Below are 16821 nucleotides of genomic sequence, written 5' to 3'. Positions count from 1 at the left end.
AGGACTTTTCCATGACCCTGAAGATGTTGTTCCGCATTACCCTGCTGGCTTCGGCGATGCTGTTGTTCCTGACCGGCTGCAGCGACGGCGAAGAAGAAATGAGCCAACAGGAGATCCAGTACCTGAGCCACCTGGATCAGGCCCGTTTCTTCCAGCGCCAGGGCGAACTCAAGGCCAGCACCCTGGAAGCCCGCAGCGCGATCGAGCTGAATCCCGGTGAGGTCGAACCCTACTTCATCATTGTCGACAACCTCGTGGAAGCCGGAGACGCGGTGACGGCCGCCCGCCAGGTCAAGGAGATCGACAAACGACTCGACGGTGAGAACACCCCGGACAGCGTCCACAACCGCATCCAGTTGATCCTTTCCCGCACTCACCTGATGCGCCGCCAGAGCGAAGCGGCACTCGAAGCGCTCAAGGGCCTTCACAATCCGGACCGCACCCAGGCCGTCCAGGCGGACCTGCTTCGGGGCGATATTTTCCTCGACGAAAAGCAGCTGGATTCTGCCCAACAGGCCTATCAGTCGGCCCTCGACGCCGACGGCTCCTCGGTCCCGGCCCTGATCGGGCTGTCGAAGGTGGCCCAGGCCCGGGATGACAGCGCCCAGGCCGATCAGCGCATCGCCGAGGCCACCGAGATCGACCCCAACTACCCGGAGCTGTGGCTGTGGAAGGCCCAACTGGCCAAGGCGCGGAAACAGTGGAACACCTCCGAAGAAGCCTACATCCGAGCGCTGGAAGATATCGGCCAGTACGACATCATGACCTACCGCAAGTACACGACCATCTCCTCGCTGATCGAAGTCCTGCGGGAACAGGGTAAATCGTCGGAAGCCTTCGTCTACGAAGAAATCCTCGCCAAATCGGCACCGGGTACCGTCAAGAGCAACTTCGCCGCCGCCCAGGAGGCCTATCACCAGGGCAACCTGCCGGAAGCCGCACGCTACCTCAACGAGATCCTCAAGCAGGTGCCCCACCACGTCCAGAGCTCGGTCATGCTGGGCATGATCCGTTTCCAGCAGGGCCGGGTGGAAGAAGCCGAAGAGCTGCTCGCCCCCATCGCCCAGGCCCAGGATTCCGCCGCTGCGAGCAAACTGCTGGCGGCCGCCCAACTGCGTCTGCAACGCCCCGAACAGGCCCGGGAACTGCTTGAAAACCTGAGCGACGAACAGGCCGACCCGGGCGTACTGGCGCTGATGGGTATCGCGTCACTGGCCGCCGGCGACACCGTGGCCGGCCGCGAGTACATCGAGAAGTCGCTTGAGCTGAATCCCGAGAACACCGACCTGCGGTTGCGCTACGCCCGCTATCTGATCGGCCAGGGCCAGACCGCGGATGCCATCGAACAGGCGTCGGCCGTGATGGATACAGCGCCAGACAACGACCAGGCCCGGGCCCTGATTGTCGACGCCTACGCCAAGGCCGGTGATATCCCGGCCGCCGAGGAATCGGCCGCCGCCTGGGTCAAGGAACAGCCGGACAACGTCAGTGCGCGGATCATCAGCGGTGGTCTGGCCGCCGCCGGCGGCGATAACGACCAGGCCCGACAGTATTACCAGCAGGCCCTGGAACTGTCCGATACCGACCCACGGGCCAATAACGCGCTGGGGGCCCTGGCGGCCACCGAAGGCAACCCGGAGGAAGCGGCCAGGCAGTTTAAGGCCGCAATTGCCAGGACTCCGGACAACCGCCAGTCCATCCAGGGGCTGGCCCAGGTCAGCTCGCCGGACGCGCTGCGCCAATATCTGGAGTCGGTCGCCCAGGAACACCCGGACGCCGTGGCACCACGCCTGGCGCTGCTGGAGCTGGCGCTGCGCGCCCAGAACATCACCCGGGCTGACGAGCTGGCCGCGCGCCTGCTCGAACCGGTCAGCGAGACCGAGCTGTCACCGCACACCCAGGCGGTGGCCGACATCTACGGCGGCGTAGCCGGGACCAAGCTGCAGGAAGAGGACACCAGGGCCGCCCTGGCCATCATGCAACGGGCCCAGGTGCTTTTCCCCGACAACGAGAAAGTCACCCTGCAAACCGCCAGGGCGTATTTCGACGCGGGCAACCCGGACAAGGCCCGGGAGCTGATCCGAGACGCGCGACTGGCTCACCCGGATTCCGCGACGCCCTACCTGGTCGAAGCGACCTACGAAAAGGAGCAGGAAAACTACGGCAAAGCGGCCGACCTTTACGAGCTGGCGCTGGCCAAGGACGACTCCCCTCGCCTGACTTTGCTGTACGTGGGCGCGCTGCAGCAACATGGCCAGAACCAGCGCGCGATCGACACCCTGGAGAACGCGACCGGGCGCTACCCCGACAACCCCTCCCTGGAGCTGCGTCTGGCGATGGCGTACCAGTCCGTCGGTGAGAGCAAGAAAGCCATCGACGCCTACCAGTCGATTCTCCAGGGCTCACCACGGAACGTCGTGGCGCTCAACAACCTGGCGTGGCTGTATCATGAATCCGGGAAACAGGACGCCCGGGCGCTTGCCGAGAAAGCATACAGTCTCGAGCCCGACTCCGCCGCGGTCGCCGATACCTACGGCTGGATCCTGTTCCAACAGGGGAACCATACGGAAAGCCTCCCCGTGCTGGAAAAAGCCTACGCCCTGTCACCGGACACCCCGGAGATAGCCCAGCATCTGGCGGAGGTTTACCGCACCACCGGGCGCTCCGAAGACGCTGAGAAGATTCTCTCCCGGCTGTAACAGCGGGCTCGAGGCCGTCAGCATTCTTTACAATGCCGTTTTTGTACACACGTACTAGTTTGATGATTTTTTGATCATTCCAGGCGAATGGCACGCTACTGGCTCAGTTTTTCTGGTATCCGAACCGGCAGGAGGAGGCTCCGCCATGGGTATCAGAACCGCAGGATTGGCTCTCGCAGTGACAACAGGGATGCTGCTGGCGCCGACGCTCAACGCAACGGTGATCAACGCCGTTGATATCGCTTCCGGTTACGGCGGCGGCCTGACCTTCACCGCCACGGGTGGCGAGTTGGGCACCAAGACCGAATACGGCGTTACGGCAGCCGGCGTTGGCGTAGCCGGGGATGCCTCCGGCAACGAGATTGGCCTGCGTGAGAGCCTGACCGCCAGCTCCGCCAGCGGCTTCGAGCTCGGCGGCTTCACACTGGCGTTCCTGTACGATGGACCGGAATTTTCCGACGTCGAGGAAATTGCCCGGATCACGGCCTACTTCCTTGATGGCAGTTCCAGCGTCGCGATTCTCAAAAATGAATACATGAGCCCCGGCGATGAGTTCCTGACGCTAACCATCGACGGCAGCAGCAGTTCCGCCGCCATCACCGCGTCCAGCGCCGAAACCGGCTCGCCAGGGCTGGTCTCGGTGGGATCGATATTTGGCAACACCCTGATCGGCTCACTCACGTTCGATGCGCTCTACTCCGATACGTGCGGTATCGGCGCCTGCACCAACCAGAGCGACTTTTCCATCATGCGCATCATGACGGTACCGGAGCCCGGAACCTTGGGATTACTGGCACTGGGACTGGGGCTGCTGTTCCTGGCCGGCCGTCGCCGGAGCTGACATGACACGCATCAAGCTGATCCCGGAGCCTGTTCCGGCCCCGGGATCAGCCACGCCTGCACAATCCTCGCTCATGGTTTATCGGAATAACGTCACAGCCCAAAGATCAAAAGATTCCTAAATTCACGTGGCAGGCGTCGGTGAGGGGAACAATACTTCTTGTAACCTATTCTCGCTGCGCTGATTTCAGGTGACTTATGCTCAACGGAAAACATTTCCTAATAGGTGGCACCCTCGTTTTCATGCACGGCTGTCAGTTATGGCCTTCTGACGATGTTCAGGACTTACCGCCAACCGCAGCCATACCCGCCAGCAGTGAGCCGGGGTATGTTCAACTGAGAATCTGGACGGGCATCAGCGGCTCCGATGTCGCCGACCTGACCAGCATCGAGGCCTACCCCAACAACCCGAACAGCGTCGAAGAGATCACCAGCCTCGTTAATGAAGGGGCCAGGGGCACCAACTACGGCAGCCTGGTCAAAGGCTACATCGAAGCGCCCAGCAGCGGGGAATACACCTTTCACCTCGCGGGTGATGACGAGACGCAACTGTGGCTGAGCTCCGACGAGTCTTCGGGCAACATCCAGCAGATTGCATCGGTTCCCAACTACAGCCAGCCGCAGGTGTTCGACAAGTACGCCTCCCAGACGTCCGGCGTCCAGACGCTGGAGGGGGGGCAACGCTACTACTTCGAGATCCGGCACAAACAGGGCAACGGCGGCAACCATTTCGCGGTAGCCTGGGAAGGGCCGGGCCTTTCCCAGCAGATTATCGGCAGCGAATATCTCTACAGCGAAGGACAATCCAGCAATTACGATGACCAGAGCGCCGCGGAATCCTATTCCCTGGGTTACCGGGTGGGCTATTTCGACGCCGAGCAAGGGCTGGCCTTTGCCCCGGACTTCCCGCCCATGGACAGCGACCTGGATGGCATCTACGACAACTGGGAAACCGTCAACGGCCTGGACCCCAGCAACTCCGACGACGCCGCTTCCGACCCGGACGGCGACTTCCTGACCGCCGCCGACGAGTTCCTGATCGGAACGTCCGAGAACAACGCCGACACCGACGGTGACGGCATCCCCGACGGCCAGGAGTTCGCCTACAACCTGGATCCGCGAGATGGCACTGATGCGGCCAGGGATGCCGATGGCGACGGTTACAGCAACCTCGAGGAATACCAGGCCGGCACAGACCCCAACAGCAGCGACGAAGTGCCCGAAGAAGACGTTCCGGACACCGGCACCGGGGCTACCGTTGCCGGTTTCGTGGGCCAGTACTTCGATGGCACCGACTTTGACAACTTCGTCAGCTACCGGACCGACGGCGTCGTCGATTTCGACTGGGGCAGCAGCGCCCCGATCAGCGGCGCCCCGTCCGACCAGTTCAGCGTGCGCTGGGTGGGCCAGTTCACCGCGCCTCACGGCAGCGGCTCGCGGGACTATGAGTTCATCACCAACACCAATGACGGGGTCCGTCTCTACCTGGATGGCGAGTTGGTGATCGACGACTGGTCGGAACATCCGACCACGGAATTCAGTTACAGCCGAAGCCTGGCCGCCGGCGAAACCGTGCCAATCACCATGGAGTACTTCGAAGGTTCCGGCAGCGCCGAGGCCCATTTCACCATCATGGATCAGGCGGACAACAGCGAGGTGGACGTCCTCGGAACTGTCATCACGGCCGAGCCGGGCAGCGCCAGCACGCTGGACTCCGACGAGGACGACATCCCTGACGCCTGGGAGATCGCCTACGGGCTGGCTCCTTTCCGGGACGACGCCACATCCGTGTCCAACGACAGCGGCGTGACCAACCTGCAGGCGTACGAAAGCGGTCTGGATCCCTACACCCTGGAGTCGACTTCCGGCGACACCGGTGGCGATGAAGGCGAAACCACCGAACCGGAACCTCCGGTCACCGATGTGACCGGCGAAGTGACCCTGTCCTGGACCGCGCCCTCGACCCGCCTGGACGGCTCGTCGATCGACCTCAGCGAGATCGATCACTACCTGATCAACTACGGGCAGTCTTCCGGTAACCTCGATCAGTCAGTGGAAGTCTCATCCGCGGACACGTCCTACACCTTCGAAGGGCTGGACAGCGGCACCTGGTACTTCACCGTACAGACAGTGGACAGTGACGGCCTGACAAGCCCCGAGTCAGATGAGGTGTCTCAGACTGTCGAATAGTGTTTAGCCCATCGCCCCTCAGCCACCGGGGCGACGGGAACCGTAGACACGATCGAGATAGGCTCGCGCCTGGGACTGGATCCCGGGCGCGGCCGTTTCCAGCAACTCCGTCCCGTCGCAAGCCTGGCAGGTCACCCCAATCACCAACAACGACGCGTCGCTGCGCCGGTTGAACATGCCCGGCAGCTGGGCCAGTTTGGCCTTGAGCTCAGAACTCTCCCAGCGGCCTTCCACGTAATAGCCATAAGCCAGATACACCGGCTGCCCCTGCCCCCGCTCAGCGATGGAAAGCCCTGCCAGGGTGTCGGCCGGCGCCGCCCCCAGACTGAACGTCCGATCCGGGATGAAATGCTCGGCGTCATACAGTCGGTTGCCGTACTGCACCACCTCGGCTCCCGGGCGCTGGAAATCGTAGCTGTATAGCCCCACGAAGTAGCGGGGGCGCTGTGCGGCGTCGGAATCCTCGATGCCGTCCCGCTCGACGTACGTTGCCTCGAAGCGACGATCCGGCTGTTCGATGATGGGCTGCCAGCCGGCCAGGTTGCTGGAGAACAGCGGCATCCAGCCATCCCCATCGACAAGCTGGATATTCCGGTGCGTGGGATCGACCGGGCGATGCCCCTCGGCAAAGCTGGTCGGCAGGAAAAGCGCAGCCAGCGCCAGTAGCGGTACCGAAGAGGCGAACAGCCCGGAAAACACCCGCAGCCGCCCTGCCCCGAGCTCACCGCGGCTTGCCGGGTCATCAGTGCGTTCATCCCGGCGGGCCTCACGGTGTTCCAGCCAGCGCGCGATCAGGAACACCGGGACCAACGTGCCGGCAAACACCCACCAGCCAAAGGTATCGTGATGATTCACCAGCGGCGACGTCATGTCTGAGGCGTAGCCCACGTAGATGATGACGAACACCCGAATCCAGTTCGCCGCCAGCGCCAGCGCCACACCGGCCGCAACCAGGATCACGCGGCTCTGCAGGTGGCGCAGGTTAAGCTCACCGTAGAGGAACGTCAGCGTCAGTCCCACCAGCAGATAGCGCAGCCCGGAACACCCATGCGCGATCTCGAACGCTCCTACGCCCGGGAAATAGACGAAAACGCCTTCCACCGAGAAATCGATGCCCAGCTGCGAAAAGAAGAGCTGGTTCACCGCCACCGTAACCAGTTGCAGCGGCCAGGCGAGGTAATCCAGGAATGGAATTGTAAAGACGATCAGGCCGACGGGAATCAGGAAGGGAATCGTCTGGCGCCAGCCCCACTGAACGAGCAGGCCCGAAAACAGGATGGGCAGCAGGGCCACCTGCTGGAACGCCTCGATCAGGAGCAGGCTGCCAACGGCATAGACCGCAACGCTCAACAACAGGGGCAAAATCCAGGGCCAGTAGAAACCGGTGCGGGGACGAACCTGGCGGAGTTTGCGGTACGTCAGTCCAAGGCACACCGCCAGGACCAGGAAGCCGTGGGAATAGGCCTCGTTCCATTTTGTCCAGCGTTCGACGATGCCGACCAGCGCCGGCCAGGTCCCAACGGTAAACGCCAACAGGAAAATGATCGGTGACCAGACACTCAAACGTGAACCGATATCGGTGCGCGCCATACAGAAATCCCTAGACTGTCCCGGAAAAACGGTGGCGGGCCCTGCGCCCGACCACCGTCAGAGTCGTTCCTTGAGCCGGTACAGCCCTTTGGCCCAGGCACTGCGTACCAGCATGACGGACACCAACTCGCAGCTGTCCGTCGCGATAGGCCTTTTATAGTTACAGTTCTTGCCCGATCCGGCCAGCAAATCGAACTGGTGCACCGCCTCATCGTGGAAAGCATCCTCGATGGCATAGCCCAAGTGTAACGAGCCCAGCGCCAGCTTGCGGTGAAAATGTTCGAGGAAGCCGGACTGGATATTGTAGAGACAGCCCCGGTAAACGACGTTATACAGTACGGAGACCGGTTGTGGGCCGCTCCAGAGAATGCTGAGCCGCGGTTGGCCGCCTTCGAGAGGCACGTTTTCCAGAAAGCGCCGGTGGAACGCCAGACTCGCGTCACTGAAACACGGCTGGCCCCACCGGTCGCGATGAAAGCCGTTGAGCAGCTCGAAAAAGCGGTTGATGTCGTCCGGGAAGGCGTTGGTCTGCCGGACCTCGGCAAGGCCCTCAAGCACCTTACGCCGATTGAAAAAGCGCAGCCGTGTGTTGCGGCCAAGGTTTGTCTGGTAAGCATCGAAAGGGCCGCGGGTGTCGATCTGGTAGGCGGTATCCCTGGCCACCTCCCGACATAGCCAGCCGCGCTCATCGGCCAGGCGTTGCAGACACTGAAAGTCCACCGACGCCTCGGGCACGTCACGGAACACCGCCTCGCTCCAGGCGGTCCGGTCAAGCACCTGCAATGGCGCGTCACCGGCTGCCGTGTCATCAAGACCGAAACCGTTGTATTCCGTTCGTGGCGTCGACAGCCGGCGATAATTCGTGCCCACGAACTGCAGGCAGCGCACGGGCAACACACCCTTGAAACGATAGCGGTCGATATAGAGACCGGAGCCATCCTCGGCTGGACGAGCCACTTTCGAGAAGCCGGGAGTTTCTCCCCATATCGCCCACCAGGCGTCCTGCCATGCCCGGGTCTGGAAAAGACTCATAGCCTCGGCATTTCCTCATGCATGGGGCTGACCAATCGTTGTCGAAAAACCTTACATTCCTGTAAGAATTCACCGGTTTCGAGTGAGGTTATCACATTGTTCTAGAAGTGCGTTATCGCCTATGGCACTCCTGATGCTGCTAATGCCACTGGACATCGCGTTCGGATCCAGCGGGAGGTTATGGTCCCATGAAACTGACAACCCAGGCATTACGCTCGGCAGCTTTTTTCCTGACGTTTACCGGCGGATTACGCCGCATCGTGGTTTCGCTTCTACTCATTGTCAGCGGGCTGACGCTGGCCGGGCAGGCTCTGGCCGTCCCATCCCTGTTGGTCAGCTCCTTTCCCAACCGCTCTGCGCCGGCAAGCCTCTCGGGAGCGGAGCTGTCAGGGCTGACCTATATCTTTACGACCACGGAATCCGGCATCACGAAGGTGGACTTCTATCTGGACAACCCACCTCCGTCATCCCCCCGCAAGACCGAGTTCGTCAGTCCCTATGACTTCAACGGCACGGCGCCGAACGACTCGGCCATACCTTTCGACACCCAGACGATCAACGATGGCCAGCACACCGTTTACGCACGGGTCACCTACAGCGGTGGCGTCACGGAACTGGTGTCCGCCGCCTTTGTGGTGGACAACGCCGCTCCGGCGTTCGAGTTCTCGACCAACACCCTGAGCTTCACCGCCGCGGAGGGAGATAGCGACACGCTGACCGCCTCGGTGGGGCTCGATACCGCCGCCGGCACGACGGCGGATTTCAGCATCAGCGACAACGCCACCTGGCTGTCCGTCAGCCCCACATCCGGCACAACGCCGGATAACCTGACGGTCACCGTCTCGCCGGACGGCCTGACCGCCGGCTCCTACAGTGCCGTGATTACCGCCTCGGGCGACAATGTCGCCAGCGACCAGATCAACGTCAGCCTGGAAGTGACTCCCGCCCCCAGCGGCGATTACAACCTGCTGGTCAGCACCAATTCGAGCCGCAGCGGTGCCTCCGCACTGCAGGGCTCACAGGTGGCCGGCGACATTTTCGTGTTCGTTCCGGACAACGGCAGCATCAACCGCGTGCAGTTCTATCTGGACGACGCCACCAAATCCGGCAGCCCGATCCAGACCGAAGGCCTGCCGCCTTATGATTTTGCGGGCACGGCGCCCAATGACACCGCTTATCCGTTCGACACCACCACCCTGGCGGACGGCAGCCACACCATTACCGCCGTCGTCCGGGATGACGCCAACACGCTCCACGAGACCACGGTTTTCTTCGAGGTGCTCAATGACGCGGTGGCGCTGAGTTTTTCACCCACGACCCTGGCCGGATCCCGGCACATCGATAACGACGATGTGCTGGAGCACACCGTCAGCCTGTCCGCCAGCGACGACTCCGGCGCCAACTTCGCGCTGTCATCCAACGCCGCCTGGCTGAGCGCCAGCGGCAACTCCGGCAGCACACCGGCCCAGGTCACCGTCACCGCTTCCCCGGTTGGCCTCAGCGTCGGCACCTACACCGGCACTGTCACCGCGGATGCGGATGGCTATGCCGATGCGAGCCTGACCTACACGCTGACCATCACCGACGATCCGGACGGTCTGGTCGCGGCGCCGGCCAGCCTGACCTTTAGCGGCTCCCCGGACTCGCCCATCGCCTCGCAATCGGTGGACATTTCCCACTCCATGAGCGAGACCCACGATTTCACCGTCAGCACCAACATGCCCTGGCTGTCGGCGTCGCCCCCGTCGGGCACCACACCCCAGATCATCCAGGTCAGCGTGGATGCCTCGGGTATGGCGGCGGGCAATTACGCCGCCACGGTGACGATCACGGCCTCCGGATTCCCGGACCTGGACATCCCGGTCACTCTGTCGCTCTCCAGCAGCGGTAACTGTGCCCCCATCTCCTGTACCGACGTCCGTGTCGAACTGCCCTACCAGCTCAGCTTTACCGAAAGCCAGGGCTACCTGATGGACAGCAACGGACTGGGCACCGGCTTTACCTGGATCGACCAGCCCGATTCCGGCAACGGCTACGTGCCCGGCAAGCTGGAGATGAACATCCTCGAGGGCGTGCTTTTGCTGACCACCAATTCCGGCATCCAGTACGCCGGCAATAACAACCAGGAGAACGCCCTGGGCGTTGGTTTCGCAGCGCCCAACCAGATCACCCGCATTACGGCGCAACTCCTGGACGTCCCCGCCGGCAGCGGTAACTACGAGCAGGCGGGGCTCTGGTTTGGCAACGACCAGGACAACTACATCAAGCTGGTCGCCCTGTCCCATCCCGCCGGACCACGCATCCACTACTTCATGGAGGTGGGTGGCCAGACCGTGGCCGAGAGGAACATCACCGTGAGCAACCTGCCCGGGCGCGATGTCACCTTCACCATGATCGTGAATCCCTACTCGCAGACGGTGGAGTTACGCTATCAGCTTGATGGCGGCACCAGTGTCCAGGCGGTCACCCTGACCCCGCCGGATGAGTTCTTCAGCTTCGATGCGGCCGGCATTGACCCGCAGATCGGCACCCGCAGCTTCACCGGCATCTTCGGTACCCATCGCTATGCGTCCTCACCGATGGTCTACCGGTTCGACGACTTCACGCTGGAAGTGGGCGGCACACCCCTGTCGCCGGATTCCGGCATCGAGTTCCTGCGCAACAGCTACGACCTGGACTACCCGACCTCCATGGTCTGGGGACCGGACGACCGGCTGTACGTGTCGCAGCTCTTCGGCAGTATCCAGGCGCTGACGTTCGATGAGGACTACAACCTGGTCGATACCGAAACCATCACCTCGCTGCAAGACGCCCTGGGTCCGCGCCTGACCCTGGGCATCACGGTGGGGCCGAACGCGACCGCGGGCAATGTCGATCTGTGGCTGGCCCACTCCAGCCCGTCGATCGACGACGGCGAGCCCAACTCGGGCATGATCACGCGGTTGTCCGGCAGCGGCTTCAACCAGGTCGACAACATCATCACCGGCCTGCCCCGGGCCAAGGCCAACCATTCGATCAACTCGATTCACTTTGGGGATGACAACCGCCTGTACATCGCGGTCGGCGGCAATACCGGCGCCGGCGCCCCGAACAACTCCAACTCGGAGTTCGGGGACATGCAGGAGCAGCCCCTGAGCGCGGCCATTGTCGTGGCGGATGTCTTCGCCGCCGGGTTCGACGGCACCTGCGCGAATACCAGCAACATTTTCGGGCCCCCACCGTGTGACGTGGAAACCTACGCCACCGGCCTGCGCAACAGCTACGACTTCGTGTTCCACAGCAACGGCAGCATGTACGCCACCGACAACGGCCTGGGCGTAACCGGCACCTTCCCGCCCTCACCGGAACCGCCCTGCCTCGGGTTCGGCAGCACCGGCAGCTACCTGAACGGCGGCCACAATCCGGGTGAACAACCGGACCTGCTGTTGCGGATCGTCGAAGGCATGTACTACGGGCACCCCAACCCGTACCGCGACGAGTGCGTGTTCAAGGACGGCTCGTACCAGGGCGTTGCGCCGCTGCCCAACTACACCGAACCGCTGTTCAACCTGGGTGACCACAAGTCCTCCAACGCCATCATTGAGTACGACGGCGCCAGCGGCTGCGTGGGCGAGTTCCTGAACAACCAGTTGCTGGTCACCAACTACTCCATCGGCGACGACATCTACCGCGTGCTGCTGAACGAAAACGGCCTGCAGGCGGTGGAAGGCGCGCCGCTGGTCAGTGGCTTCAACGATCCACTGCCGATGACCCGCTCGCCGGAAGGCGTGCTGTTCGTGGGCGAGTTCGGCGGCGGTAAGGTCACGGTCCTGCAACCGGAAAGCCTGGGCTGCTGGGACACGCTCGCCCCGTTGCCGGCTCCGGTGCTGGACGCCGCTGCGGCCTCCGTCAACGACCAGGTCTATGTGGTGGGCGGCAAGAACGGCAGCGGCCACCTCACTACGCTGCGCATCTACAACCCGGGCAGCGACAGCTGGAGTACCGGCGCATCCCTGCCGGGCGAAGGGGTTGAGAACCCGGCGGTGGTGGCATCCGGCGGCCAGATCTACGTTTTCGGCGGCTCCACGGCCCCGTTCTCCGGCGCCGTCAACAACGCGGCGGTCTACAACCCGGGCAGCAACAGCTGGACCTCCCTGGCCGACATGCCGACGGCACGCGGCGGCGCAACGGCCCAGGCCATGAACGGGCTCATCTACGTGATCGGCGGCATGAACGCCCAGGGCTCGTCCCTGAACAGCGTGGACATCTACAACCCGTCTTCCGGCACCTGGCAGACCGGCCCGTCGATGAACGTACGGCGCGACAACGCGGCGTCGGCCCTGCTGGACGGCAAGATCTACGTGTTCGGCGGGCGGGAACGCAACGCCGACGGCAGCGTGCCCAACAACACCCTGGTGTCCGTGGAAATGCTCACTGGCCCATCGGCAAGCTGGAGCCTGCAGACCCCGATGCCCACCGGCCGCCGGGCCATGGCGATCGGCACGCTGAATGGCAAGGCGCAGCTGATGGCCGGCGAGTCCAACCCCGAATCGCCCTCCGGCGTGTTCGAAAACAATGAGGAGTATGACCCGGTATCCAACACCTGGCGTCCGCTGACCCAGGTACCGACGCCCAAGCACGGCGCCGCGTCGGCCACCGTGAACGGTCAGGTGCTGGTCATTGGCGGCGGCGTCACCAGCGGCGACTCCTACACCTCATCCGTCGAAGGCATGACGTTCTAGGCCAACCTCTTCCCGGCGGCGCCGTCGACAAAACGGCGCCGCCGGGAGCACCTTCAAAAGCCCACGCCGCCCGAAAAATCCCCGCCCAGACGGTTCTTACGCCGGGGGCATTGGTCTATACTCAATCCCAACAATTAAAGGCGCGCTTTATCGACTGCAGGGAAGCCAATGCCTCCAGTATCCATCATTATTCCGGCCTTCAACTCCCAGGACTACATCGCCGAAACCCTCCGCTCCATACTCGACCAGAGCTACCAGGATTTCGAACTGCTGATTGTCGACGACGGATCGACCGACAGGACGGCAGAGGTGATCGGGACGTTCGAAGACCCACGCATTCGCTACATCCACCAGACCAACAGCGGCCGGCCGTCGATTCCCCGCAATCGCGCCATTCGCGAAGCCCGGGGCGACGTGATTTTTATCTTCGACTCGGACGACCTGATGCTGCCGGACAAGCTCCAGCATACCGTCGAGGCGTTCGAAGCCGCGCCAACGGCCGGCATGGCGTTCACCGGGTTTGCCTGTATCGACGAAGCCGGCCAGGTCATCAACCCGGATTTCCTGGCGCCCTACGAAACCCTGCACCAACTGCCCAAGACGGAAGTCGCTGACGGCGTGTGGCGGATCGAAGCCCGGACCGCACTTGAGGGGCTGGCCCGATCCAACTACGTGGGCACGTCGGGCGTTGCCATCCGGCGTGAGGTGTTCGACAAGGTCGGCCTGTTCGATGAAGACGTCCGCAACGCCGACGATTTCATCATGTGGCAGGCGGTGGCCAGCCAGTTCGACCTGCTCTTTCTGCCGGCCATCTATCATCAGTATCGCGTCCGCTCCGGCAGCATCTCACTGCGCAGCATCGAAGATCGCGCCCCCAGTATCATCAAGGCCATCACCAAGATGAAACGCTTTCACCAGCACGACGCCCGCTCGCTTGCGGTGCTGGATGGCAAGATTGCTCGCTACTACCACGATATGGGCTATTCCTACTTCTCCCAGTACCAGCTGCGGAAAGCCCGGGAAGCCTTTCGCAGTGCCCGGCGCGTGCAGCCCAACAACGACGCCCTGTTTTACATCGTATTGAGCTATCTGCCGGCCCCGGCCATTCGCTGGCTCAAGAAGATCAAGCCACAGAACCGTTACTGACGTGTCCACCGCCACCACGCTTCTAAAGGGTTCCGTTACCCGGGTATCGCAGACCTTCGTGTCGATCGCCGTCGCGTTCTTCATGATGCCGTTCCTGATCCACGAGCTCGGGGATCACTGGTACGGCGTCTGGACCGTCGTTGGCAGTCTGGCGGCGGCCTACCACCTGTTCGACATGGGCATGGCCACCGCCGTAACGCGCTACGCCAGCCGCTTCCTGAAACTGGACGACCACGACGAAGCCAACCGGGTCGTCAACACCGCCCTGGCCATCTATCTGGTGATCGCCGCCGTCATTGCCGTGGCCAGTGTCGCCATCGGCTTCGCCAGCCGCTGGTTCTTCGACACGGAGGCGGACAAGGACATCATCCAGCTGTTGGTGATGATCATCGGCGTGTCGGTTGCGCTGGAATTCCCGTTCAACGCTCTTGCCGGCGTTGCGGGCGCGCGGTTGCGCTTCCATCAGGTGGCGCTGGCCCGGATCGTGACCACCCTGATCGGCGCCGGCCTGAACGTCTGGTTCATCAGCCACGGCTACGGCATCGTGGCCCTGGCCGTGATCACCTTTGCCACCGCGCGCCTGTCCAATTTGCTCTATTACCTGATCTGCAAAAGCGCCTTTCCGCAACTCCGGTTCCGGCGTCGATTCATTACCCGGACCATGGGCAAGGAATTGTTTCAGTACAGCGCCTGGTCCTTCGTCATCGCCATTGCCTACCAGCTCCGCAATAATGTCGACAACTTCGTCATCGCCGGCTTCCTCTCCGCCGCCAGTGTCACGCCCTATGCCATCGGCGTGCGCCTGGTGGATTACCTGGCGCAGTTCCTGAGCCAGGCCACCAATATGTTCGTGCCGGTGTTTACCGGGTATCACGCCAAAGGCGAGCAGGCGGAAATGAACAGAAAGATGCTGTTCGTCACCCGCATCAACCTGGTGCTGGCGATGGTGGCCGGCGGCGGACTGGTGATCTTCGGCCAGGCCTTCATCGCCCGCTGGATGGGGCCGGATTACCAGATCGCCTACTGGGTTATGGTCGTCTTGTTGGTCGGGCGCATGATCGGCTTTGCCAACCATCCCCTGAACTCCGCCATGTACGCCATGAACCGGCATCGGGTCATCGCCAAGCTGGATCTCATCGAGGTGGGCTGCAACCTGATCCTGAGCGTGATCCTGGTTCAATTCTACGGCCTGATGGGCGTGGCCTTTGGCACCATGATTCCCCTGCTCGTCTTGCGGATCGTCTTCCTTCCCGCCCTCGCCTGTCGCGTCCTTGGGATGCCGGCATCCGAGTACTATGCGAGCCTGGCGCGCCCGATCGCCGTCATGCTGCCGACACTGGCCGTCGCCTATTATCTCGTGGGCCAGGCCGGCGATCTGACCAGCTACCTCACCATCTTCAGCTACGCGGCAGCCGTCGCCTTTGCCACCACGCTGATCGGCGTCAAGCTCAGCTTTTCGAGGGAAGAGAAAGATATACTGAGACAACTGATCCCACAGCAGCGCCTTAAAGCCCTTTTGTAGACCGGTCCGCTGCGGATTCGGGCCTGAGAAAGAAGGGTCAACACTAAAACGCTAGATTGGATGGACTCCTGGAATGGCACGCTCCACGGAACAACCGCTGGTTACGGTCATCATTCCCGCCTTCAACGCGGAACAGTATCTCGATGACACCCTGCGGAGCATAGAGGCTCAGACTTACGCCAATATTGAGATCATCGTCGTCGATGACGGATCCACCGACAGCACGGCGGAGCTCGTCCAGGCCCATGCGCCACGCGTTCGCTATATCCATCAGCCCAATAGCGGGAGCTGTGCCGCGCCACGCAATAATGGCCTGAAGCACGCGCAGGGAGAGTTCGTTACCTTCTTCGACGCGGACGACATCATGCTTCCGGAGAAAATCGCGCAACAGGTCCGCCAGTTCCAGGACCACCCCGACGCTGTTGCGGTCATCAGCAACTACCGGAATTTCACCGATACCGAGACGTCGGTGGACCATTTCGCCACCTGCCCAACGATCACCGCGCGACTGGCCGACTCGGGCCAGCAGGCCATCACACTCCCGTCCACCGAATGCCGCCGAATCCTGATCGACGAAAACTTCACGATCGCCTCATCGCCCCTGTTCCGCCGCTCCGTGGTGGACGCCGAACAGGGTTTCGACGTGTCTCTAAGAGCTTGCGAGGATTTCCATCTGATCTACCGGGTTGCGCTGAAAGGTCCTCTGGTCGTCGTGCCGGACGTCGGATTCGAGAGAAGACTGCACGACCTGAACATGAGCGGGGATCCGGAGCGGATGATGTTCAACTTCATCCGCAGCCGGGCGAGCCTGGTGCATCTGGAAACCACCCCGGAACTTCAGGACACCCTTGCGGATCTGGTACGTCATATGAAGCGGGAATTCCAGACCCTGCTGATTCGCAAAGGGAAACTGCGAGAAGCGTTCGGCCTGTTTTCACAGACTCTACCGCCAACCAGTCGCCGCGAACTCAAGCACGACGTGTTTCAGGGAACAAAGCTTTGCCTCACCGCCCTCGGATTACGCAAGGTGGAATGGCCGTCCTGACCGGATGAGTCATTCCCGCAGCAGGACGGCCGCAAC

General features: G+C 62.4%; 9 protein-coding genes. 7 read left to right on the top strand and 2 right to left on the bottom strand.

What is annotated here, in order from left to right; all coding sequences use genetic code 11:
• Window positions 1-11 precede the first annotated feature (11 nt).
• The 3 genes from DKK67_RS08810 to DKK67_RS08800 all read left to right on the top strand — a co-directional run bounded on the left by DKK67_RS08810 (window position 12) and on the right by DKK67_RS08800 (window position 5729).
• Complete coding sequence (locus tag DKK67_RS08810) at window positions 12-2699, top strand: tetratricopeptide repeat protein (RefSeq protein ID WP_111495994.1); 2688 nt, start codon at window positions 12-14, stop codon at window positions 2697-2699.
• A gap of 178 nt (window positions 2700-2877) precedes the next feature.
• Window positions 2878-3540, top strand: coding sequence for a PEP-CTERM sorting domain-containing protein (locus DKK67_RS08805; RefSeq protein WP_162628794.1), 663 nt, complete (start codon window positions 2878-2880; stop codon window positions 3538-3540).
• Window positions 3541-3737: 197 nt separating this feature from the next.
• On the top strand, window positions 3738-5729 hold the full coding sequence (locus tag DKK67_RS08800; RefSeq protein WP_111495992.1) for a PA14 domain-containing protein: 1992 nt from the start codon (window positions 3738-3740) through the stop codon (window positions 5727-5729).
• An 18-nt stretch (window positions 5730-5747) separates the two neighbouring features.
• Here the strand turns inward: DKK67_RS08800 and xrt are convergent, their stop codons facing one another.
• Both xrt and DKK67_RS08790 read right to left on the bottom strand, forming a co-directional pair.
• On the bottom strand, window positions 5748-7319 hold the full coding sequence (gene xrt, locus DKK67_RS08795) for an exosortase (protein WP_111495991.1): 1572 nt from the start codon (window positions 7317-7319) through the stop codon (window positions 5748-5750).
• A gap of 57 nt (window positions 7320-7376) precedes the next feature.
• On the bottom strand, window positions 7377-8351 hold the full coding sequence (locus DKK67_RS08790) for a GNAT family N-acetyltransferase (protein ID WP_111495990.1): 975 nt from the start codon (window positions 8349-8351) through the stop codon (window positions 7377-7379).
• 188 nt (window positions 8352-8539) lie between these two features.
• Between DKK67_RS08790 and DKK67_RS08785 the strand changes: the two genes are divergently transcribed.
• The 4 genes from DKK67_RS08785 to DKK67_RS08770 all read left to right on the top strand — a co-directional run bounded on the left by DKK67_RS08785 (window position 8540) and on the right by DKK67_RS08770 (window position 16785).
• Window positions 8540-13072 carry a Kelch repeat-containing protein gene (locus DKK67_RS08785; RefSeq protein ID WP_111495989.1) on the top strand — a complete coding sequence of 1511 codons (4533 nt, stop codon included), beginning with the start codon at window positions 8540-8542 and terminating at the stop codon, window positions 13070-13072.
• Between the two features lie 168 nt (window positions 13073-13240).
• A complete protein-coding gene (locus DKK67_RS08780; protein WP_111495988.1) occupies window positions 13241-14218 on the top strand; it encodes a glycosyltransferase family 2 protein in 978 nt (325 codons plus the stop codon).
• Window position 14219: 1 nt separating this feature from the next.
• Window positions 14220-15740, top strand: coding sequence for a lipopolysaccharide biosynthesis protein (locus tag DKK67_RS08775; RefSeq protein ID WP_111495987.1), 1521 nt, complete (start codon window positions 14220-14222; stop codon window positions 15738-15740).
• Window positions 15741-15813: 73 nt separating this feature from the next.
• Complete coding sequence (locus DKK67_RS08770) at window positions 15814-16785, top strand: glycosyltransferase family 2 protein (RefSeq protein WP_111495986.1); 972 nt, start codon at window positions 15814-15816, stop codon at window positions 16783-16785.
• Window positions 16786-16821 lie beyond the last annotated feature (36 nt).

Origin of the sequence: Marinobacter bohaiensis (assembly GCF_003258515.1) — a bacterium.
GTDB classification, from domain to species: Bacteria; Pseudomonadota; Gammaproteobacteria; order Pseudomonadales; family Oleiphilaceae; genus Marinobacter_A; species Marinobacter_A bohaiensis.
Note: the sequence above shows the minus strand (reverse complement) of the source record. Positions and strands in the feature narration are given on the sequence as shown.